This window comes from Faecalicatena contorta, from assembly GCF_022835095.1.
Taxonomy (GTDB): Bacteria; Bacillota; Clostridia; order Lachnospirales; family Lachnospiraceae; genus Faecalicatena; species Faecalicatena contorta.
In genome coordinates, this window is record NZ_BQNQ01000001.1 from 3,915,654 (window position 1) to 3,938,736 (window position 23,083).

Below are 23,083 nucleotides of genomic sequence, written 5' to 3' on the forward strand. Positions count from 1 at the left end.
CCTTCCCTTTTTACCTGGCGCTGATATTTTTAATCCATTTTCCTCCGCGCAGCCTGTAAAAACATAATACGCATTTTAATATTTCATCAATCCTCAGCGCACAATAGGTCCAGAATGCAGGCGCTTTGAACATAACTCCAACGACATAGCCCAGAGGCACGCTGGCCGCCCATAAGAAAATAATGTCTGCCACCATGAGGAATCTTGTGTCCCCGCCGCCTCTTAAGACCCCTTTTGTAAGAATACTGTTTATGGATCTGAAGAAGACAATAAACGCAATCGCCCACATTAACTGACGGGCTATCATTTCTGTTGCCTTTGTAATGTTATAGCAGGAAATAATCGGCCCGGAGACAAGCAGTATCACGACTCCTGCCGCCACTCCCACTACAATGCCGAGCCCGACAAATGCATCGGCCTCTTCCCCGGCCCTTTTTGCATCTCCACTGCCCAGTGTATGCCCTACTACAATGCTGCTGGACTGTGCCACTCCCTGTGTCAGGACGCTGCTCATCTGCTGGATCACCGCCGTGATGGAGAATGCCGCTACAAACTGGGATCCGATGCGCCCGGTAATCATCGCTATTACGTTATTGCCAAATCCCTGTAATGTATCACTGATCATGACAGGAAGCGCAACTTTCATGAATTCTTTATTTAAATGTTTACTTTTAAGCAGAATATCTTTTACTTTGTATTGGATTGCCTTGTCAGCCAGCAGAAGGTACCCGAAGGTAATCCCAAATTCCAGTATTCTGGCAAGCAGTGTTCCCAAAGCGGCTCCCACAACCCCCATTGCCGGAAATCCCAGTTTGCCGAAAATGAAGATATAATTAAAACCAACATTTGCAAAAAATGCCAGGACGGCCGTATACAGTGGGATCTTCACCTGTCCCACGCTTCGCAGTATGTTAGAGCCGATCAGCGAAAGCCCGCAGAATAGGTAGCAGTATGCCGAATACCCAAAATATCTTATGCCTTCTGATATTACATCTGCATCCGCTATATACGTGCGCATAATCGCACCCGGGAAAAACAAGGTCGCAAAAGTAAAGAGCAAAGATATAACTACAGCAAACTTTAGTGCAATAGATATCGTCGTTTTCAACGCATTTCTATCCTGCATCCCCCAGAATCTTGCGGCAAGGATAGACGCTCCCTGCCCGAGCCCCATGCATGCAAATGTGAAGATATTGATAAACTGGTTCGCGAGGGATACCGCCGACAGCGCATTTTCCCCCAGGGTGCCTACCATAATATTGTCCATCATATTCACGCCGATCGTGATCAGGCACTGCAGGGTAATGGGCACCGCAAGCTTTACTGTTTTACGGTAGAAACTCTTATCCGATGTAAACAGTTTCATAGCTCTACACCCCGGGCTTCCCCTTTGTATACCAGCCAATTGTCTTCCTGATTTAACCGGTTTTTCATGGCGGTAATTTTCACCGTTCCGTTTTGTTTTTCAAACCTCATGATGGTCAGCGCCCAACTGCTCATCCAATGTATGGTGATCTCCAGGGTATATCCGTTGATGTACCGCGCTGTAGCGCTGTATGCCGTAAGATCCGGGAATACATTGTCTGTGTTCCTCAGTACAAGCTTCCCGTCAAAACCCGCCTCAAACCTGGCATAACCGTTCACTTCCAATATACAGCGGTCCTCTTTCATTTCCAGCCTGAATTCTTCCATCCTGCCTTTTCTGTCTTTTGCCCTGTATAAAGCAAACATGTCAGCACCTCCCGGAGGCGCAAGCCCCAGCCAGGGTGTTGGGTCCCCTTCTGTCACTATATACTTACCGCTCAAATCAAGGTCCGGGGTTATGTCATTCGGTCTGTCCGGCATAAACTCCATATGTTTTTCGATTTCCAATAACCGGTTATATTCCTCTTCATTTTCTTCTAAAGGCTCTTCTGCGATCTTCAGCAGCAGTTCTTCGTAAATCACATCCAATGTGCGCTGCGGCCCGTATGGCGCTATGGCTCCCTCATGGACTGCCACTGCGACCCGCTTCTTAGGCCACACGATTCCATATTGCCCCTGTGCTCCATCAAACCTGTACACGCCGGGTATGCTGCAGGCCCAAAGCTGATAGCCGTATCCGCATCTTCCGTCTTTTTGTTCCGGTGCGTATTCATTCCCAATCTGAACGGATAGGGCCTCTTTTATGTAATCGGGGTCGACCAGCTGCCTGCCGTTCCAGCTGCCTCCGTTCATGTACAGAAGCGCCAGCCTTAAGTTGTCTTCCGTTGTGGAAAATGTAGCCGGTTCGGCATCCAGGCCGTTAGGCCACTTCAACCACACGAACCGTTCCCCGTTGATTCCGATTTCATCAAACAGTCTTGGGGTAAGGTATTCCTTTAAATTCTGCCCCGTTTTCTTTTTTATCACTGCAGATAACATGCAGGCGCCGGACGTGTTATACATAAATCTTGTCCCCGGCTTATATTTCATAGGAGTCCGAAAATAGTCCCCGATCCAGTCTTCCCCTATTTCCGGATGGCGTGCATGTCCGTTGGTCATGGTAAGGACATCCCTGATTCTGATCTCTTTCATTAATTCTGAAACTTCAATATTTCTCTCTTTTATTTCTTCTGCAAAGATATCTGTCATTTTTTCTTCTAACGACAGCTTGTGTTCCATAAGCGCAATTCCGACCGCCGTTCCCGTATAGGTTTTCCCAAGAGAGTTATTGCCGTGGACCAGGTCTTTGCTATATGGCGACCAAAAACATTCTGCAAATACTTGCCCATTCCTGGCAGCCATAAATCCATGCATACTTGCCCATTCATTCGTGAGCTTTTCCAGGCACCGCCTTACCTGACTGCTTTCAATCCCTGCTCTTTCCGGCGATATTCTTTCCAATTCATCATGATTCGGCATAATTTTCTCCTTTCTTTGCCCTTTGATTCATACGTGGTGACGTTTTCCTTACCGTAAACAGGAAAAATACAAGCGCTCCCAGCAGCAAGATGCCGCAGATATCAAATATAGCTGTAAATCCCGCTGTCCCTGCAAACATCTGAACAACACATCCGCCAATCATCGGACCAACACCCTGACAGATATCTCCGCCCAGATAATATGTACTCGTGGCAACCCCGCTTTTTTCGGTCCCTACCGTATGAATGCAGCCTGCCTGGAGAGACGGCTGTGCCGCACCCTGTCCCAGTGACCTGACGGCCCCGGCCACCAAAATCAGCAGCAGCGTCCTGCTTCTTCCCAGCATAAACATAGCCGATGCCGTAAGCAGCAGGCCCGGCAGAACTGTAATGGCAATCCCCTTTTTATCCATCAGTTTGCCTGAGAACGGCCGGATGATAAACAGGACAATTGCACACACCGTAAAATAGATACTGATTCCCTTCACTCCGATCTCATCCGCATATAAGACTAAATACGATGCAACGATCCCGTTTGTAAACGAAAATGTACCCGCAACCAGTGTAAATGGAAGCGCCTTTACCGCAATAATATCACTGAACCCGATTTTTTTCTTTTCCGCTGCAGGCTTCTTCTCTTCATGGAAAAAGCATAAGATGACATACGCTATGACGGTCAATATTGCGGAAACCAAAAATGTTGCTTTCATTCCAACAATATCCGCTATCGTAATTCCGATTCCCGGAGCCACTGCAGAGCCGACCACCATGCCCAGTCCCAGATAGCCGATCCCTTCCCCCATTTTGGTCTTGGGAATATAACGGGAGGCCAGAGAAATCTGGCAGGTTCCTGATAACGCGAAGCCGATTCCATTGATAATCCGGAATCCGACTAAAAGGGGAATCTGAGTTGTCAGCGTAAAGCCGAGCAGTCCAATCCCCATGAGCACATTGCTCCATTTTAAAAGCGTCACATTGCTCAACCGATCCGCCATGATTCCGCTGAAGGGCCGGCAACACAGTGAAGTCAGAGAAAACAGTCCCACGATAAACCCTGCGATGGCCACAGTAGTCCCTATATTCACAAGATACTTGGACAGAATTGTGGCTGTCATATAAAATGAGAAAGCGTTCAATGTATTGACAAGAAGTACCGAGATATAATGTTTATTCCACAATCTTTCATTCATTATTTTATTTCCTTTATATTGTTAATTATGGAGTTTCGCTTGCGAAACTCGCGCCTGCGGCGGCCGCATCGCGGCATCTACCTTTACGCCGCAGTGCGCATCCCCCGGAGGGCCTTTTATCTTATAGACGAATTATTCTATAAGATAAAATGGAGTTTCGCTTGCGAAACTCGCGCCTGCGGCGGCCGCATCGCGGCATCCACCTTTTACGCCGCAGTGCGCATCCCCCGAAGGGCCTTTTATCTTATAGACGAATTATTCTATAAGATAAAATGGAGTTTCGCTTGCGAAACTCGCGCCTGCGGCGGCCGCATCGCGGCATCTACCTTTTACGCCGCAGTGCGCATCCCGCCGGGAGGGCTTATTGTTTAGCACGCAAGCGAGGAACGCTTGCCTGTTAAACAATAAGAGAGGGCGTTGCCCTCTCTTTCGTAATTACAACGGCTGGCTTATTGTTCTGCGAGCCATGCATCAAGCTGCGCCTGTTTCTCTGCGATGATCTCATCAATTCCGGCATTTTTAAGGTCTGCCTGGAATTTCGGAAGTGTGGATTCAATATCCACCTCACCGTACATCAGCGGCGTATAGTACTGCGCCACAACATTTGCACAGGCCGTCATCTGATCCGCAACCTTTGTGGAATCAAACGTAAATCCTAATGCCAGAGACTTATCACAGGTTTTATTCTTTTCCAGCATCTGATCGTAAATATCTTCCGGTTCGTAGTACCATGTCTTGCAGAGCATTACATTCGGCCAGTATGCCATAGATGCCGCTGCCCAGCCGAGGTCTGCCATGCCGCTCTTGCCCTCCGGATATACCATCTGTCCGTCTTCATTCAGTTCATAATCAAGTCCCTCGATGCCATTTGCAGCCAGCTGTGCCGCTTCCGGATCGGTATATAACACTTTCAGTATCCTCATAGCCGCTTCCGGTTCTTTACAGAAGGAACTGATATGCCACATATAGGTTGTTGCATCACTTGTCGTGGAAAGTGCATCTGTCACCTTTGTCCCCTCTAATTCGAGGTTGTTCTGTGCAATCGTTGCCTCCATAGACACCTCTGCATCCCAACCGTACCCGGTCGTTCCGTTTGCCACGCCCATCAGCAGGTTCATCAGGGACGCATTGCTGTTGCTGAGCGGATCCGGGCTGAATACGCCGGCTTCCTTCCACTCTTTTACATGTCCCAGCCAATTTTTAAAGTATTCGGATTCATAGAAATTCTCTACCTTTGTGCTTTCTGTCGGATTCGTCAGGACTCCCAGGTAATTTGTGTCGCCCAGGTAGTCAATGCTCTTTGGAACCCAGTAAGCCTCCGTTGAACCCGGGATGTAATAGCTGTCCGGATTCGCCGCTTTAATCTGCAGGATGGCGTCAGACATACTGTCAATATCCGTCACCTTACTCCAGTCTACATTTGCTTTCTGAGCGTCTTCTGTTCTGGCATAGTAAAGATTTTCGGTACAATAGGAATACATACATGGAATGCCGTACTGTTTTCCGTTAACCTCTCCGCATTTTAAGTACTGTTCCATTCCATCCGCGAATAAATCTGTAATTTCACTTCCTTCGGATTCCAGCAGGCCGTCAAGCTCCATAACCTGTCCGTTCGCTACGAGATTGGAAACCGATGTGTACCAGAAGGAGTTAAATAAATCCAGTGAATCATCTCCGCCGCCTGTCAGCATCAGGTTCAGCTGTGTTGCCCAGTTACCGAATTCAATCCCCACCAGATCCACCTCTGCATGGGCCTTTTCTCTCAAAATCTTATTCAGTTCTTCTTCAATTGCTTCTTCATCCGGTGATGGGAACACAACGGAATATGCCATTTTTATTACAGGGTAGTCTTCGTCTGCCGCCTGATCCTCTGTTGCTTTCTGCTTGTCGTCCTCCTTCTTTTCCGATGAGCTGCACCCCGTGAACAGAGCCGCCGCCATGCTGAGTGCAAGCAGGCTGGCAATTATTCTTTTCTTCATAAACTCTTCCTCCTTTTCGTGGATCTCTTCTTCATTTATAGCCTTTGCGCTTTGGCCTTTCGTTGTCTTGCATGGACATCATACCAAATCCGAATGTTGCTCTTCTATCATTTTTTTGTCCTAAAACATCAATTTTTTAATATTCCACACTATTTTTTTTACATTTTCGTCATCTTTATATACTATTTATTTTTTAAAATCAGAATTTTGACAGTTTGAATCCGTTTTTTGATAGAATTTTGTGCACCTTTCCACTACATTTATAAGTAAGACGCCAGATGCCCCGCCGCAAACAGCTTCAGATTTGCAGCACACCACACGGCAGAGCGTTTGGCCCTTCGGCATCTGCCAATTGGACATACATACCAGTCTGGCTCGCTGCCCACGGGAATAAAGGAACGTAAAAATCAAGGAGGTTCTTATGAAACAAGAAAAATTGAAAGTCAAGAAAAAGGGAATGTCAAGGCGCCGGATGAAAAGATATATCCCGCTTTATCTCATGATACTGCCAGGTCTGATTTACTTAATTATTAATAACTATATGCCAATGGCCGGGCTTGCACTGGCATTTAAAAAGGTCAATTATTCCATCGGCCTTTTCGAGAGTCCATGGTGCGGACTGGACAACTTCAAGTTCTTATTCAGTACCAATGATGCATTTATCTTTTTCAGGAATACAATCCTCTATAATCTGGGATTCATCTTCTTAGGGAATGCGCTTGGTGTATTTGTAGCTATCTGCCTGGATTCCATTTATAACAAGTTTTTCAAAAAATTCAGCCAGGTGATTATACTGATCCCCTACCTGCTTTCGACAGTCATCATCAGTTATATCGTATATGCATTTTTAAGCGGCAATAATGGTTTCATGAACCTTACTATTTTACCGATGTTAGGAATCGATCCGGTAAGCTGGTACAATGAGTCCCAATACTGGCCTTATATTCTGATACTCGTATATCTGTGGATGACGTTTGGATACAGTTCTATTCTTTACTATTCCACATTAATCGGAATTGATAAGTCCTATTATGAAGCTGCGGCAGTAGACGGCGCAGGTGTCTGGGCTCAGATCCGCCACATTACACTGCCGGCCCTGAAACCAACGATTATTACGCTGGTCCTTCTTGCCGTTGGCCGGATCTGCTACTCGGACTTTGGCTTGTTCTATCAGATCCCGATGAACAGCGGCCTTCTATACTCAACGACTCAGACCATCGATACCTATGTATACCGTGCCCTGTTAGAACTGAACGATATTGGCCGTTCCACAGCCGGCGGTTTCCTGCAGTCCATACTTGGCTTTATCTGCGTATTTACCGCAAATGCAGTCGTATCGAAGGTAGACAAAGACAGCAGCTTATTCTAAATACAGGAGGGAAATTTAATGATTTACAAAAATAAGATTTTTCGTTTTATAATGGGATTCATCATGATTTTATTCGTGTTGGCGTGTATCCTCCCATTCGTACTGTTAATTTCAAGTTCTTTTACTTCTGAGGTCGCGCTTGCCCAAAATGGATATTCCTTCATTCCTTCCGAATTCTCTTTATCCGCTTATAAATACATCTGGAGCGTAAAAGGAGATGTACTTAGGGCTTACGGTATCAGCTTTTTAGTTACAGGCGTGGGCACGGCAGTAAGCGTAGTTATGACGATGCTGTTTGCCTATCCGCTGTCCCGGAAAGATCTTCCCGGAAGAAGAGTTCTTTCCTTCATCATTTTCTTTACTATGCTGTTTAACGGCGGCTTTGTCCCGACCTATTTGATTTATTCACGGATCTTCCATATTACGGATACCATCTGGGCATTGATCGTTCCCTACCTGTTAATGAATGCCTTCTTTGTCATTATGGTCCGTACCTACATTAACACAAATGTACCAAATGAGGTGATCGAGGCTGCTACGATTGACGGTTCAGGCGAATTGCATACGCTGGTAAAAATCGTCGTTCCCATGTCCAAACCGATCATTGGCACCATTGCTCTGATGACTGCGATTGCATACTGGAATAACTGGACAAACGGCGTATACTTTATCCACACCAAAAGAGAACTTTTCGGCATCCAGAACTACTTGAATTCGGTTCTCAGCAACATCGCCTTCCTGCAGTCACATTCTGACCCAAGCGTAAAGATTACTGAACTCCCCAGTGTCAGCATCCGTATGGCGCTGGCTGTGATTGCCCTGTTACCGATCCTTGTCGCTTATCCGTTTTTCCAGAAATCCTTTGCCAAGGGAATCACGGTAGGATCTGTGAAGGGTTAGAGGAGGCCGCCCCATGAAGAAAATAGAAAATAAAATCATGCTCATCACTTATGCCGACAGCATGAGCAAAGACCTAAAAGAACTGGATGAAATACTGGACCGGCATTTCAGGGATGCCATCGGGGGGCTGCATGTACTTCCCTTCTATCCCGCATCCGGTGACCGGGGATTTGCCGTAATCAATTACGATCAGGTAGATCCCGCCTTCGGAACCTGGGACGACATCGACCGGCTGGCCGGACAATATTATATGATGGCGGATTTCATGCTGAATCATGTATCGATCCGTTCCGGAGAATTCCAGGATTATATGGAAAACGGCGATGCTTCTCCCTACAGAGATATGTTTATCCACTGGGAAGAATTCTGGCCCGAAGGAAATCCCACCGAAGAGCAGTACCAGGCTTTGTACCGCAGAAAAGCTGTATATCCATACATTGAATTTACAAGAAAGGACGGGAAAACCGTTCACTTGTGGAACACCTTTTTTGAGGAACAGATTGACATCAATCCCTATGCTAAAGCCACGAAGGATTACTATGCCAGAAATTTAGGCACAATCAGCAGCCATGTCCCCCTGGTCAGATTTGACGCCTTCGCTTATGCCTCGAAACGCCCCGGGACAAGCTGCTTTTTTGTAGAGCCGGACATATGGAACGTTCTGGATATCGGCATGGAGCCGTTAAGGAAGACGCAGACCGAAATGCTGCCCGAAATCCATGAGAATTATCAAATCCAGCTTAAGATGGCCAAGAAGGGCTATTGGGTCTATGACTTTGCTCTTCCTATGCTTTTACTCCACGGGCTGAAAAGCGGAAGAACCGACCGGCTGATCCACTGGCTTAACATTTGTCCGAGAAAGCAGTTCACCACCCTGGATACACATGATGGAATCGGTGTCGTTGATGTCGCTGGTTTACTCACAGAAGAAGAAATTGATTATGTGAGGGACGATGTGGATGAAATCACCAAAGAAGCAAAGCAGTACATCAAGCTTCCCAGCATGATTACATCAAAGGACGGCAAGTTTAAAAGCTACCAGCTGGGTTCCACCTACTACTCCGCACTCCGGTGCAGTGATCGTGCATACCTGATTGCAAGAGCCGTACAGTTTTATGCTCCCGGTATTCCCCAGATATATTACGTGGGCCTCCTGGCAGGAGAAAACGATATTGAGAGCATGAAGACGAACCCGGATCCCAGAACCATCAACCGCCACACATTCTCCAGGGAAGAGCTGGAAGCTGCGGTCCAAAAGCCGGTATGTAAGCGCCTGTATGAACTGATGCGTTTCAGAAACAATTATGAAGCTTTTAACGGAGACATCACAATCGGTGAAGACCGCGGCGATGGTACACTTACGATAACCTGGAAAAAAGACAATTATTACACGGCCTTAACAGCTGATTTCAAAGAGCTTACTTATCAGATTGTGTATTATGACGAAGCTTCCGGGCGGGAATGTATCTTATAGTTTTATAAAATATCAAAGGAGATTACAATTATGTCATTATTGACCTACAATTTTGAAAGCGAATATCTAAACAACAACCACCAGATCACCGTCATTCTGCCGGATAAGAAGCGTGGAATATCCCCCGCAGAGTTTTATGGCAGTAATAAAAAATATAAGGTTCTCTGGCTGCTCCACGGTACATACGGCGACGATACCGACTGGCTCAGAAAAACGAACATTGAGCTGTATGCCGCAGAAAAAAACCTTATAGTAGTATGCCCTTCCGCCTTAAACTCCAATTATTCAAACTGGCCGAATGCAATGCTGGGTTACAATATGTATGATTATTTCACAAAAGAACTGATGCCCCTGGTCTATGGCTGGCTGCCGGTATCCGATAAAAGGGAAGACAACTTTATTGCAGGCCTTTCCATGGGCGGGCGCGGCACCATTAAGTTTGCGGTAAACTATCCACAGTTATTTGCCGCTGCCGCTGTGCTCTCTGCAGTACCTGTTCCATTTGATGAACTAAGGCCCGGGCACCCATGTCTGATTATGGACACTGCGAATCCCCGAATGGTACAAACGATCGAAAATGCAGGAGGCTTCGAGGCTTACGTGAATTCAGAAGAAAATGTATGGGCCCTGATTGATGAACTGGCTCCAACTGGAGATCTCCCCAGGCTGATGTTCGCCTGCGGACACGAAGATGCAATCCTTTACGACAGATATAAGATATTCCGGGAGCATTGCAAAGAAATCGGGCTGGATGTCAAATGGTTTGATCTGCCAGGATATAAACATGAATGGCGTTTCTGGGATCTCGCAATACAGGAGGCACTGGTGTTCTTTGGGCTGGAAGATACGGACTGCGGGAATCCCTTCTAAATCGGGAGTTAGTTAACGAGCTTTAGACTCGTTGACGAATGGCGGACGCGAATGACGAGGTGAGTCCGGGAGCTGGCGGGGCAATGTCTGCTGGTGAAATGTCCTGACACTTCGCGAAGAAGCTGTAGAAGAAAACGGAACGGGAAGGGAGGTACATGCCGCATTTGGCCCGAATGCCGATGCATTCGCGCCGCAGGCGGCATCAGAATTTGCCTGGTAAGGCAAATTCTGCCCTCCCTTCCCGTTCCGTTTTCTTCAACAGCTTCTAATCGCTCGCTTTATGGACTTTTCACCAGCAGACATTGCCCCGCCAGCTCCCGGACTCACCTCGTCATTCGCTGTTGCATCCAAACGGTAGTTAAGAGCTCATTCCCCAGAGGGGCCCTCGTACGGTAGCAACGGATGGAACAGAATTGGTGATTCGTTTATATAAGTGTAAGTGTTAGATCGCCTTGTTACCCGTAAATATACTGGATTTAATGGGGACATAAAAGTCCCGCCAATTCAATACCATACGCTGCCCCCGTTTGAGGCCCCACCTTAGGAACGAGTCCTTTTCCTGCCGGTTGGATGCGCCAGCTCCATGAAGGGATAGCTGAAAGCCTCCCGGAGAACATCCATGTCCTTTCAAAAACGCTCAAAGCGGATCTTAGAAATTCTTGGTGGGAAACAGCCCTGAAAATGGAGAGATTTTTGGATTCCGAATCCAAAAATCAGCTGACCCAGCGCGAGAAATCATCGGATTTCTCGTGATGTGTCAGTGGTGCTCCATTTTCAGGGCTGTTTCCCGCCTAGAATTTCTTAGGTCCGCGGCCGCGTTTTTGAAAGGACGTGGATGTTCTCCGGGAGGTTTTCGGCTATCCCTTTATGGAGCGCCCCCATCCGCGCCGAGACTAAAGCTCGCCACTAAATCCCGATATAGTCCGCAGCTCTTCTATCCCCCTAAAGCTCAATCAAATCATACTTACGTGTCCCAAGCCCAATCTTCTCTGCATGTTCCAGACAGACACGCCACTCGGATTCCGGCGTAGAATTTTTGAAATGGTCATGATGATCCACGAAATCCGGGCTTTCCATATTATGCGCAAGCTGGCTTCCGGGAATTGGAGCTGCCTTCAGGCAGGCATCTGCACACGCCTGGTCCAATGCAAGAGGGTCAAAAGAAGCAAACATCCCAATATTCGGCAATATCGCCACATCGTTCTCTCCATGGCAGTCACAGTTCGGTGATACATCCACTACCAAAGAGATATGGAAATTCGGACGCCCATCCACGACCGCTTTCGTATACTCAGCCATCCGGCAGTTCAGCTCACTCACCGCCGAACTATTTGTAAACTCGATTGCATCAAAATTACACGCTCCGATACATCTCCCACATCCAACGCAATGCTCTGTAGCCACATGCATCTTATTCGCAGCCTTATCGAACACCAGTCCATTGTTAGCGCACTGCGCCTGGCAGCAGCCGCATCCTCTGCAGGCTTCTGCATCTATATGCGGCTTCCCGTTATAATGCTGGTCCTTCTTCCCTGCACGAGAGCCGCACCCCATGCCAATATTCTTAATTGTTCCGCCAAACCCTGTCAGTTCATGCCCTTTAAAATGCGTCAGGCTGATAAATATATCCGCATCCATAATGGCGCGCCCAATCTTAGCTTCTTTTATGTACTCGCCTCCCCTGACAGGCACATCGACATCATCCGTCCCCTTCAGCCCATCTCCTATCATAATCGGGCACCCGACGGTCATAGGAGTAAATCCGTTTTCCCAGGCACAGTAAAGATGCTCCAGGGCATTCTTGCGGCTGCCCGGATACAGAGTATTGCAATCCGTCAGAAAGGGTTTGCCGCCGAATTCTCTTACAACATCCGCCACTGCTTTTGCATAGTTAGGGCGGAGATAACTGATATTACCCATCTCGCCAAAATGCATCTTAATGGCGACGAATTTCTCCTCCATATCCAGATCTTGAACTCCTGCTTTTTTAATCAGCTTTTTCAACTTCGCAGGCAGGCCGTCTCCGAATGCTACTGTGTGAAAATCGGTAAAATATACTTTTGCTTTTTCCATATCTGTCTTCCTTCCTAAAAATAAAAGTCTGAGTAGTGGAGACTTTTTCCAACTCATAGATTTATTATATCTTTAATGACCGGAAAGGTAAATCCTAATTTTACTAACGAAAGACAGCATCAAAGCATCTATACAAAAGGGCCGCCCTTGATCATGATCGGACGGCCGTGTGTATAGGTTTGGCATTTTATTCACTTTTTTCATTCTGAATGTTAAACAATTGCATAACTTCCCCCAAACAACTCAATACGCCGCCCCCGTTAAAGATCCCCTCCCCAGTGCCTTCCCGGCCTCCCTGTCATGAAGCGTCCCCGTCCGTTGACAAGGCTAAAGCTTGTCACCTAATATCCCCTCATATGCAAGATCTCTGATTTTTGGATGTATCTCATGATAAGCTTTTGGATACCCAACAACATGCTGTGCATAGAAGATACTGACCTTATTCACCGTATCAATCAGCACATATGCTCCTGCCGCCCCATCCCAGCCAAACTCACCGACCGGTGATTTTGACATTCTGCCATCCACAAGTACTCTTACCCCCAGGCCGTATTCGTATCCGGCCTTGCCGCACATGGCAAAATCCCGGCTCATCTGCCCGGTTGTATATGGCACCGTGAACATCTTTACGGATTCTTCCGAGAGAATTCTGGCCCCATTTGCGCCTTCTCCTCCATTGCACAGTGCGTCGATAAATATGCTGTACGCATCCACCGTTCCGGCAAGGCCGGCCCCGCCGCTTTCATAATTGGCTGTGATCTGGAAACCCTCTGACAAGGAACCGTTATCCGGAACGATCTCATCCGTGCCAAAAACCCCCATATGCAGTGCGCAGACCCGGTCTGCCTGGCTCCGCTCCTGGCTCTTATGAAAATAGAGATCCTGTATGCCAAGGGGTTCAAAAATATTTTCTTTTAAGTAGTCTGAGTACTTTCGGCCTGTGATAACCTCGACTACCGCAGCCAGAACATCGTGCCCCAGCCCGTATGAATATCTGGCGGCAGGTTCATAAACAAGCGGCATCTTCGCGATCTCAGCAATGACTTCTCTTGTGGAAGCCTGATTGCCGCTCTTTTCCCGGACCGCCGTTATTTCTTCTGAATCGGTATCATAGGACAGCCCGGCTGTCATCGTCATAAGGTCTATAATTCGTATGGGATTGTGGGCGTAGTGGCATGGGTCTGATGACTTCGGCCATCTTATGGGAAACTCAAACTGAAACTCATCTGCCACTTTCATAATCCCGTATTCCGGAAGATACTTTCTTACTTCGTCATACAGCCCCAGGTTCCCCCGTTCGATCTGCTGCATCACGGCTGTCATCGTAATCAGCTTTGTAGCCGAAAAAAATCTGAAAAATGTTTGTTCCGTTATCGGCTTATTCTTTTCATAATCCGCATGTCCCACCATATGGCGGTAAATAACTTCATGGCCTTTTGTAATCTTACAATCTGCTGCCGGAATGCCATATTCTTTATTCAATGAATCCATATATTCTGTCAGCTTATCAAAATTCATTTTTTTAAGCTCCCTCTTATATTTTATCGTACTCTTTCTTTCGATCAAGCTTACCGGAAAGACAAAACGCCTGCTGCCTGCCTGTTCCTCAATTTCCTTCATAAGCTGGACTGCCGCAGCCGTTCCCATTTCTGCAATAGGCTGTGCAACAGAGCTTATCTGGAGCAGTTTGGATATTTCCAGACCATCGTAGGAAATGACCGGCATCTGATCCAGTATCCCTGTTTCCTGTACCTCAGGGCTGCAGATAATACTCGAGGCCAGCGCATCACTGGTTACAAATAATCCATCCATATTCCGGTGCTTCTCAAAACCGCGTAGAAACTCTGCTGCTGCCTCGCCCTCATCATTTCGGCGCTCGGAAGCCAGGATATGCCCCGGATCTTTCCCCAGTCTTCTGCACTCCTCAAAAAATCCGGTATTCCTGTCGTTCATAGGCATATATTGGGGAATATGGTCTCCAAAGAGCACCGGATGCGAACAGCCTAATTCAATTAATGCCCTGGCCGCCAGCGTTCCTCCCTGATAATTATCTGACATCACTGTGGAAAAGCCCTCAATCTCTCTGTCTATGCTGACGATCGGCATCGTGGTTTTTCCTGCATATATTCCGGTGTCTCCCAGCCTGCTGCAAAGGATAATCCCGTCTACCTTATTGCCCTCCAGCATGGATACCATCTCGATTTCCCGGTCTTCATTCTCGTCGGAGCGGCAGAGCATTAACTTATAACCATTTGCATGGCATGTCTCTTCTACCGCTTCGGCCAGTCTGCCAAAGAACTCATACTGAATTGACGGCACAATCAGGCCGATTATATTGCTTTTTTTCTTTTGCAGCGCCCTGGCCATTTCATTTGGCAGGTAATTCAGCTCCTTCATGGACTCATAAACCTTTTTCCGCGTTTTCTCGCTGATCGGCCCTTTATTGTTGATTATTCTCGAAACCGTTGCTATAGAGACATCTGCATGTTTCGCCACATCTTTGATTGTCGGCATCTTGTCAATCCCCTTTTTCCTTCTTTTATCCACATTCCTGTTACGATTCACGGCCTATGGACCGCGCATAGTAACTCATTCCTTTACATGTGAAATCATCCAGTCCAGAATCCCATTTTCATTGTGCAGGGTAAGGATCCAGCTGTTATGATTTTCTGCATCCAATTCTTTATCATTAATCCCTTCCGTGCTGCCAATTCCGTACTTTTCCAGTTCTTCCGGAAGATACATGGTATACTTCACATCCGTCCTTCCCTCGCCCCAAAGCTTGTTGCAGGCATTTAAGATGTATGCATGCCGGCCATGCTGATGATCCATATAAGCCGTTGAGATCCATACGGGCACCTTAGGCCAGTGCAGCAGCTGGGGATAGCTCTCCCCATTCATGCTCGGACAGATCGGCAGCGCTGCCGCAAACAGATCCGGAGCCGTGGAAACGGCATTGATCGTTCCGCCTCCGCCCATGCTCATGCCAATGACATAGACTCTTTTTGCGTCTACTTTTCCTTCCTCTATCATCCGGCGTATGATATCTGTGACCTTTCCCAGATAGTCCCGGTTCCAGCCCCTCTCTCCCTTGAGCGCAAACGGGGTCATTCCCATCTCCACACGGAATGGGTTGCCTCTTTTTCTCATGACTTCAAAGTTCTCCTGCATGGTCAGGGAACCGGCTGGGGCCTGGGGAGCCATAATATACATATCCGGCCACTTCTCGGCCAGCCTCAGGGCGCCCAGCGTCCCCGTCATCTGGAGCACATTGTCTTCCCCGCATTCACCCCCGCCGTGGAGAAACAGCACCAGGGGTCTCGCCGCAGCCGCCTCCGGTTCATATAGCCTGTAGATAACACCGTTTTCCTTCCTGGCAGTAAATGTATCCAAATCCTTTACGACTACTTCGTCAATGTTATCTTTTGTGACCTCTATGTCTTCCCCGCCGATCTTAACGGTGATTCTAAAATCATATCTGTATAAAAACGGATCAAACGCAGCCACAACACCGCCCTCAGTTTGTTCCACAGATAGTACGCCTTTGGAAAGGGCTTTTCCGCTCAAATCACAGAAATGTCCTTCTATATCAACCGATACATGACTCATAATTATTTCATTATCGGTGATAAACTTTATGTTGTCAACAGCCTGACCATAATCTCCTATATGCACATATGCAATGATTTTTTTCATATTCATCTCCATTCCGCCGCCTTTGGCCGGCGGCACAAATCTTGTCTCTTTTCACCTCTGCCAAATAGATAGTGCACCAGGCAAAAGCATAAACGCTTACAAAAGGTCACCGTAATTGCACGGAACCATTTCTCCCTTAAACAGATCCTTCATGATATCCGCCATAAACGCCGACAGATCCGCAAAATGGTCTGTGATGTATGTAACCCCATTACAGCTTGAGACCTGAAGGCCGTAGAAATATTTAGCAAACCATTCGATGGATACCAGCAGCTCGTTATCCCGGTGCAGTGCCTCACAGTACATACATCTGACCGTATCATCAATAACGCACCCAATGCTTCCCCTTGCAAACTGCAGCCTTCTTCCGTCTTTCAGGATCAGGACAACCGATGCCGCATGATCCTCCGCCTCATATTCCGCCTCAAATACCTCCGCGATAAACGACAGTGGAACACAAAGGTAGGATCCTCTGACAATCTGGTCTCCGTTCAGTCCGTGGTACTTCAGCTTATCCCATTGGACCGCTTTGGTCTTCAACTCCATCACCTGGTTTTTAAACCAGGCTTTGTCATATCCTCCTGCCACGGCGATCCCGAATTCATCGCCTGTTCTTGGAAGTTTACTTTCCTCATGGGTGATAGTTCCGTCTGGATTCCTCCTGGTACCGGAGAAAAGATAATCCCAATACAAAAATGCTTCATCCAGAGTCTGTCCATGGTCCCTGTTCTTAATATCCAGGTAAACCAGGTCTGCCTTGCTGCCTTTATAAAATGCAAAATTATTTTCCCCGATAATCCGGATCTGGGGGATTTGTCCGCAGTCATTCAGCTTCATCCAGTAGATCCTGTTCATCTTATTGATCGTATATTCATCGTATTCTTTTCCGGGAGGGAGGCCATTCTTTTCAGGTCTTGACTGCCAGACTGCAAGATGCCCCGCCCTGTTGATTATCTTCCCGTCCCGGTCGAAGATGTTCCTGAGCTCGCAGGGACCGCCCGACCCCGCCGCACCTGCCAGGATATCGCCGTACTGCCTTGCAAACTGCCCGGTCATGATATTGCCCATGGACATGCCCTGCATAAAGATTCTGCCCTCATCAATACTGTACTTTTCCTTCATCCTGCCGATCAGCGCAAGAATCATATTCATATCATGATTTTTCTCAATATCCTTAGGCGGCTTCACGATCGGAAGATCCGGTGCTGCTGCAGGATCAAAATCATCGAATACTCCGTAATTTGCCCACATTCTTTTTTCATGTGCATTGGGGAAAAGACAGATAAATCCCTCCCTGTCCGCCACCAATGTCCATGAGGTATAGACTGCATGGCCCCATCCCGTCATAAGGCCGCCATGCAGCCCGATGATAAGCGGGACCTTTTTGGATGGATCATAGCTTTCCGGAACATATTCATACCAGACATCTTCCACCCCGTCGATGACTGCCTCTTTGAATTCCTGAAGTCTTTTCGGATACACGATCGAATTGTTGCCGTTTTCATTGACAACAATGTCTGTATTTCTTATTTTTTCCGGCAGGTATTCCCGATTATCATCATCCGGTGTTCCCTGCAGAATTCTGATATCTGCCATATTGCTTTTCCTTTCACATGGGGTTTTGGGGAAAGGATAGCTTTTATTTCACGCTACCTCCCCTTCCCTTTAATCAATCACAATCTGCTCTTTCACGCCGCGCAGGAGATTGCGGATAAGATCCGCCATATTCACGCCTAATTCTGCGTGATGATCCGTGACATAAAGGACATCACCGCATTTTGATGCACACATATTCATGATAAAACGTGCAAACCACTCCAGTGAAATACACAATTCTCCATCCCGGTGCAGGGCCTCGCAGTACATACATCTGATCTCATTGTCAATCACACATCCAATGCTGCCTCTTGCAAACTGCAGCACTCTTTTATCTTCCAGATACAGATAGGCAATTGCCCCGTCCGCTTCATATTTATATTCCGCGCCAAACGCCTGTGCGATCAAAGAAACCGGAACACAGAGGTACTCTCCCCTGACCTTCTGGCCTCCGTTCAGGCCATGGTATTTTAACTTCTGCCATTTTACTGCCGGCGTTTTCATTTCGACTCTCTGGTTGCTAACCCATGCTGTCCTGCAGCCTTCTGCAACAGCTATGGCAAATGCATCTCCGGTCCGAGGAATTCTGGATCCTTCATCCACAATCGTTCCGTCTGCTTTTCTTCTAAGCCCTGAAAAATAGTAGTCCCACACAATCGCGGCCTCATCCAATGTCTGTCCATGGTCTCGGTTCTTAATTTCAAAAAACACCGTGTCTGCCTGATCCCCTTTATAAAAAGCGAAAGCATCCTCGCCAATAATACTGATTTCGGGGTCCTGGCGGCAGCCATTTACTTCATTCCAATACACTCTTGTGTATTTATAAATCGTCTGGTCATCAAATTCGCACCAGGGCGGGCACCCATTTGTTTCTGGGATGGAGGTCCACATTCCCACCGGACCGGCCTCATTTTTTATCTTCCCATTCTCATACAGAAGGCGTGGGTTCGGCGTGCCCCCTCCGGCCCCGGATGCCGCTGTCAGAAGGTTTCCATAATATCTGGCAAACTGGGAGGTAAACATATTTCCATTGGACATGCCCTGCATAAAAATCCGCTCTTCATCAATATTGTATTTCTCCTTGAGATATTCCAGTAAGGCAAATACCATTTTTATATCCGGGTTGCTCTCATTATCCGACAGATTTTGTTTGATATCATCGGGCATTTGTTCATCCACCCTCCGCTCAACCTCCGTAGCCTCCATGGTCCATAATCTTCTTGTATGGGCATTTGGAAATACCACGATAATATTGTCTCTGTCCGCCACCATTGTCCAGGATGTATAGACCGCCTGCCCCCAGCCTGTCATCAGGCCTCCATGCATGGCAAGTACCAGGGGCGTCTTCCTGGACGGATCGTAGCACTGTGGGACATATTCATACCATTCGTCTTCCGTTTCATTGCCCATAATCCCATGGAATTCCTGAAGGTTCTTTGGATAAGGCTGTGAATTGTTTCCGTTTTCATTCACAACGATGTCCGAGCCTTTGATCGCCTCCGGCAGATATTCCCTGTTGTCATCATCCGGCGTACCGGGCAGTATTTTTATTTTATTCTCCATTCTTCTCCCTCCTGTGGATTATCTGTTAAGTAACAGTTCAGGCACGCCCGAACTGTTACGCATCCAGCTCATCTAAATTCGCCAGCGGCGAAGAGCCGGATGCCTGCAGTTACCATGTTTTCGTACGGTCTGCGCAGACCTGTCTGAACTGTTACTCTGCTACAGCATATCGTCATAATAATCAGGTACAATCGTATCCATCAGTAAATCTTTTATCAGATCTGCCATGTTTGCCGACAGCTTATTGGAATGATCCGTCACATATACCACCTCTTCGCAGGCTGACACATGCATATTGCAGATATATTCTGAAAACCACTCCACAGAGACGTAAAGCTCCCCGCTTCTGTGCAGTGCCTCGCAGTACATCTGCACCAGGGAATTGTCCATGACACATCCGATGCTTCCCCTTGCAAACTGCAGTTTCTTTCCGTCTGACATAGTCATTCCTGCCGTCAGATTATCTTCTGCATATTCAAGTTCAGCGCCGAAAGCATCTGCCAGAAATGAAAGGGGAACCATGACATACTCCCCTCTGATTTTCTGTCCACCTTCCAGTCCGTGATATTTCATTTTCTGCCATTTCAGCGCCGGGCCGTGCATATTTTGAATGCGGTTTTGAAACCACACCTTCGAACTGCCGGGAGTAACAGAGAAAGCAAAGGCATCGCCGCGCCTCTCCCTGACGGGCTGCGTACATACGATGGTGCCGTCTTTTTCTCTTCTGATTCCGGAAAAGAAGTAATCCCAGATCAGCGCCGCATCATCAAATGTCTGCCCATGATCCCGGTTTTTAATGTCATAATATACCACATCTGCGTGCTTTCCTTTATAAAATGCCAGGTTATTTTCTCCCTGGATTGTAATCTCCGGAATCAGGCTGCTTTCATTGATCTGCATCCAGTACAGCCGGTTATATTTATGTACTTTCTTCTCAATCTCCCTTCCGGGGGGAATTGCATTGAGTTCCGGCCTAGACTGCCAAACGGCAAGCGGACCGCCCTGGTTGATTATCTTCCCGTCCTTATTATAAAGAAGAGACAAAAATGCGGCTGCTCCGGAGCCGGCGGCGCCAGCCAGAAGATTACCGAAATTTCTTGCAAACAGTCCCGTCATCATATTTCCCATGGACATTCCCTGCATAAATATTCTGCCCTCATCGATGTAATAGGTCTTCTTCATCAGCTCTATGAGCCCCTTCGCAAGCTTGATATCATGGTTCTCTGCTACATCTTCGGGACAGGACAGCACCCCCTGGGGTTCCCCTTCCATTGATCCGGGGGTGGGTTTTTCGGGGTCAATTTCCCATGTTCCCCACTGGACCTGCCAGAACCTGTTATAACTTGCATTCGGGAATACGACGATAAATCCATCCCTGTCGGCAGCCATTGTCCAAGAGGTGTAGACGGCCTGCCCCCACCCGGTCATCATGCCTCCGTGCATGGACATGACCAAAGGTGTCTTTTGCAGTGGGTTGTAGCTGTCCGGCACATAGACATACCACTCGTCTTCGATCCCGTCCGCTATCACGCCATGAAATTCCCTAAGGTTTTTGGGATACGGCTGCGAGTTGTTTCCGTTCTCGTTCACCACAATATCCGTCCCCTTCAATTTTTCCGGAAGGTACTCTCTGTTGTCATCATCCGGCGTTCCCGGTCTTAAATACATCTCTCCCATATTCTCCTCCTTGTGAACAGTTCAGACCGTTCCAAACTGTTACTCTCCTTATCCTATTCCGCATCCCGCTGAAAAGTCTCCCTGATGTCCAGCCAGTCCAGGAACTTTTTGACATGGCGGTTGCAGTACTCCCAATTATGCGCCCCATGGTCAATCGTCCTCTCGAATCTCAGCCCCATTGCCTCATATTTATCCATAAATGCAACGTTGTCTTCATAGTGCGTATCCTCTACCCCCGTAGCCATGTATCCCCTGGGGAGTTTTTTCCCTGCATCCAGCTGTTTCTTAAGCATATAGACTACATCGTCTTCTGTCCCCAGTGTATTGGCAGCATCTCCGAAGGCCGAGGCAAACATATAAAAATCGTCTTCCCTGTCCTCCTTTTCCGGAAGTATTTCCGGTACATTTTTAATTCCTGAAAACAGTCCGAATGCAGCAAACTTCTCCGGATCCCGCAGCATCCATTTGAGAGAACCATAACCGCCCATGGAAAATCCCGCTATATAGTTTTCCTTCGGATCCTCGGACAGGGGAAATAAATGTCTTACCACTCTCGGTGTTTCAATGGAAAGCTGTGTAAAATACTTGAAATCTCCATGTTTTGTATCCATATAACCTGAACAGTATGTGCCGCTGCATACCACTGCGACTCCTGCCTCCGCCGCATATAATTCCAGGGCCGTGTATCTCTGCCAGTCCGTATAGTCAAAGCCGCCGCCTGACTGAAGCCAAAGCACCGGATAACGGTATCCCTTCGGCCTGTCCGCCAGGGAATGCCCCCATGTATTTTCCGGGATAATTACGTTCACTCCTACCGTCATAAGCAGTGCCTCCGAAAAATAATGCAATCTGAAATTCGCCATTTTCTTTTCCTCCTACTCCAATATGTTTATGCCTCCTATGTCCGAGCCGTTCAGGACACGATCCATTTTTCATTTTATCTGCCGCATAACCATGCTATGGCCTTTTTCAATACCATTGGTTCACTGAAATCCATGATTTCCCCTTCTGTCTCCACCAGAACCGCCTGTTCCTTTAAGGATTCTGCCAGGCGATTTCTCTCTGCCGCATAGTTAGAAGTTTTGGTTCCTGTTATGTAAAACTCCCCTGCCCGGCACTTCTTCGCAAGCGCATACACATCATGCACGCTTCCCGGTATTTTTGTAATATCGCCGAACACGGCCCTGAGTGATTCCTCATTGTGGAAGATGCCTGTCGGTTCCCCGTTCATTGCCAGCCTGCAGATGTGATCCATATCAAAGATCCCGTCCATAGCAATACATTTTGTAAATATATCCGGGTGCTTAAGCGCAGCTTTTACCGCCCCGTAAGCGCCCGTCCCTGTTCCTCCGATCCAGTTCAACGCCGGATCTTCTGAAATGGGCAGATTATTTCTGCAGATCCCCGGCAGCTCCGATGCAAGAAATTTTTCGTATTTGGGGCCGTAATCCATGTTCGTACAAATGGAATGCTGCGCGTCTGGCGCGATGATAAATATGCCGTATTCTGCTGCACAACGCTCGGCCATCGTCCTGTTCCAGTCCAGCGACGTCCCGCCCTCGCTGTGAAGAAGCCATAATACCGGGTACTTTTTTTCGTGTTTTTCATCATCCAGGTCTAACCGGTCCATTTCCGGCAGATAGATCTTCGCACTGAATGATCCGCACAAAATCGTTGATAAAGCATTGAGTTCTAAATAAGCCATCAGTTCTCCTCCTGTTCTTGATGTACTAATTATATCTTCTCATCGCAGATGTAAAATGTCAAACGTTTACATTTTCGATTTTCCGGCTTATTTTATCGATTTCTTGACT

Annotated in this window: 16 protein-coding genes; 4 read left to right on the plus strand and 12 right to left on the minus strand. The window is 47.4% G+C overall.

What is annotated here, in order from left to right; genetic code table 11:
- Positions 1-10: 10 nt before the first annotated feature.
- From MWG26_RS17555 to MWG26_RS17570, 4 genes are all read right to left on the minus strand, one after another.
- Complete coding sequence (locus tag MWG26_RS17555) at positions 11-1,366, minus strand: MATE family efflux transporter (protein ID WP_025656423.1); 1,356 nt, start codon at positions 1,364-1,366, stop codon at positions 11-13.
- Positions 1,363-2,883 carry a serine hydrolase domain-containing protein gene (locus MWG26_RS17560; RefSeq protein ID WP_025656422.1) on the minus strand — a complete coding sequence of 507 codons (1,521 nt, stop codon included), beginning with the start codon at positions 2,881-2,883 and terminating at the stop codon, positions 1,363-1,365. The genes MWG26_RS17555 and MWG26_RS17560 overlap by 4 nt, the downstream gene beginning before the upstream one ends.
- Complete coding sequence (locus tag MWG26_RS17565; protein WP_025656421.1) at positions 2,870-4,072, minus strand: MFS transporter; 1,203 nt, start codon at positions 4,070-4,072, stop codon at positions 2,870-2,872. Before MWG26_RS17565 ends, MWG26_RS17560 begins: the two co-directional genes overlap by 14 nt.
- A 449-nt stretch (positions 4,073-4,521) precedes the next feature.
- Entirely contained in the window at positions 4,522-6,051 is a 1,530-nt protein-coding gene (locus tag MWG26_RS17570) for an ABC transporter substrate-binding protein (protein WP_025656420.1), read from the minus strand.
- A gap of 421 nt (positions 6,052-6,472) precedes the next feature.
- Between MWG26_RS17570 and MWG26_RS17575 the strand changes: the two genes are divergently transcribed.
- From MWG26_RS17575 to MWG26_RS17590, 4 genes are read left to right on the plus strand one after another with little or no spacing between them, the layout of a single operon-like run.
- Positions 6,473-7,420 (plus strand): ABC transporter permease, encoded by a 948-nt coding sequence (locus tag MWG26_RS17575; RefSeq protein WP_025656419.1) that lies wholly within the window; start codon positions 6,473-6,475, stop codon positions 7,418-7,420.
- Between the two features lie 18 nt (positions 7,421-7,438).
- Complete coding sequence (locus MWG26_RS17580) at positions 7,439-8,320, plus strand: carbohydrate ABC transporter permease (protein ID WP_025656418.1); 882 nt, start codon at positions 7,439-7,441, stop codon at positions 8,318-8,320.
- A gap of 13 nt (positions 8,321-8,333) precedes the next feature.
- Positions 8,334-9,794: a sucrose phosphorylase gene (gene gtfA, locus MWG26_RS17585; protein ID WP_025656417.1), complete on the plus strand. Its 1,461-nt coding sequence runs from the start codon at positions 8,334-8,336 to the stop codon at positions 9,792-9,794.
- Between the two features lie 30 nt (positions 9,795-9,824).
- A complete protein-coding gene (locus MWG26_RS17590) occupies positions 9,825-10,664 on the plus strand; it encodes an alpha/beta hydrolase (protein ID WP_025656416.1) in 840 nt (279 codons plus the stop codon).
- Between the two features lie 942 nt (positions 10,665-11,606).
- Here the strand turns inward: MWG26_RS17590 and MWG26_RS17595 are convergent.
- From MWG26_RS17595 to MWG26_RS17630, 8 genes are all read right to left on the minus strand, one after another.
- Positions 11,607-12,737, minus strand: coding sequence for a DUF362 domain-containing protein (locus tag MWG26_RS17595; protein WP_025656415.1), 1,131 nt, complete (start codon positions 12,735-12,737; stop codon positions 11,607-11,609).
- A gap of 327 nt (positions 12,738-13,064) precedes the next feature.
- Complete coding sequence (locus tag MWG26_RS17600; RefSeq protein ID WP_244062759.1) at positions 13,065-15,302, minus strand: serine hydrolase; 2,238 nt, start codon at positions 15,300-15,302, stop codon at positions 13,065-13,067.
- Positions 15,303-15,326: 24 nt separating this feature from the next.
- Positions 15,327-16,439: a carboxylesterase family protein gene (locus MWG26_RS17605; RefSeq protein WP_244062760.1), complete on the minus strand. Its 1,113-nt coding sequence runs from the start codon at positions 16,437-16,439 to the stop codon at positions 15,327-15,329.
- Positions 16,440-16,529: 90 nt separating this feature from the next.
- The gene (locus tag MWG26_RS17610; RefSeq protein ID WP_025656413.1) at positions 16,530-18,029 is read right to left on the minus strand and encodes a CE1 family esterase; all 1,500 of its coding nucleotides are present in this window, start codon (positions 18,027-18,029) and stop codon (positions 16,530-16,532) included.
- Between the two features lie 69 nt (positions 18,030-18,098).
- Positions 18,099-19,592: a CE1 family esterase gene (locus tag MWG26_RS17615; protein ID WP_117441321.1), complete on the minus strand. Its 1,494-nt coding sequence runs from the start codon at positions 19,590-19,592 to the stop codon at positions 18,099-18,101.
- 159 nt (positions 19,593-19,751) lie between these two features.
- Entirely contained in the window at positions 19,752-21,269 is a 1,518-nt protein-coding gene (locus MWG26_RS17620) for a stalk domain-containing protein (RefSeq protein WP_025656412.1), read from the minus strand.
- 53 nt (positions 21,270-21,322) lie between these two features.
- The gene (locus tag MWG26_RS17625) at positions 21,323-22,132 is read right to left on the minus strand and encodes an alpha/beta hydrolase (RefSeq protein ID WP_025656411.1); all 810 of its coding nucleotides are present in this window, start codon (positions 22,130-22,132) and stop codon (positions 21,323-21,325) included.
- Positions 22,133-22,206: 74 nt separating this feature from the next.
- Positions 22,207-22,974 carry an alpha/beta hydrolase-fold protein gene (locus tag MWG26_RS17630; RefSeq protein ID WP_025656410.1) on the minus strand — a complete coding sequence of 256 codons (768 nt, stop codon included), beginning with the start codon at positions 22,972-22,974 and terminating at the stop codon, positions 22,207-22,209.
- Positions 22,975-23,083 lie beyond the last annotated feature (109 nt).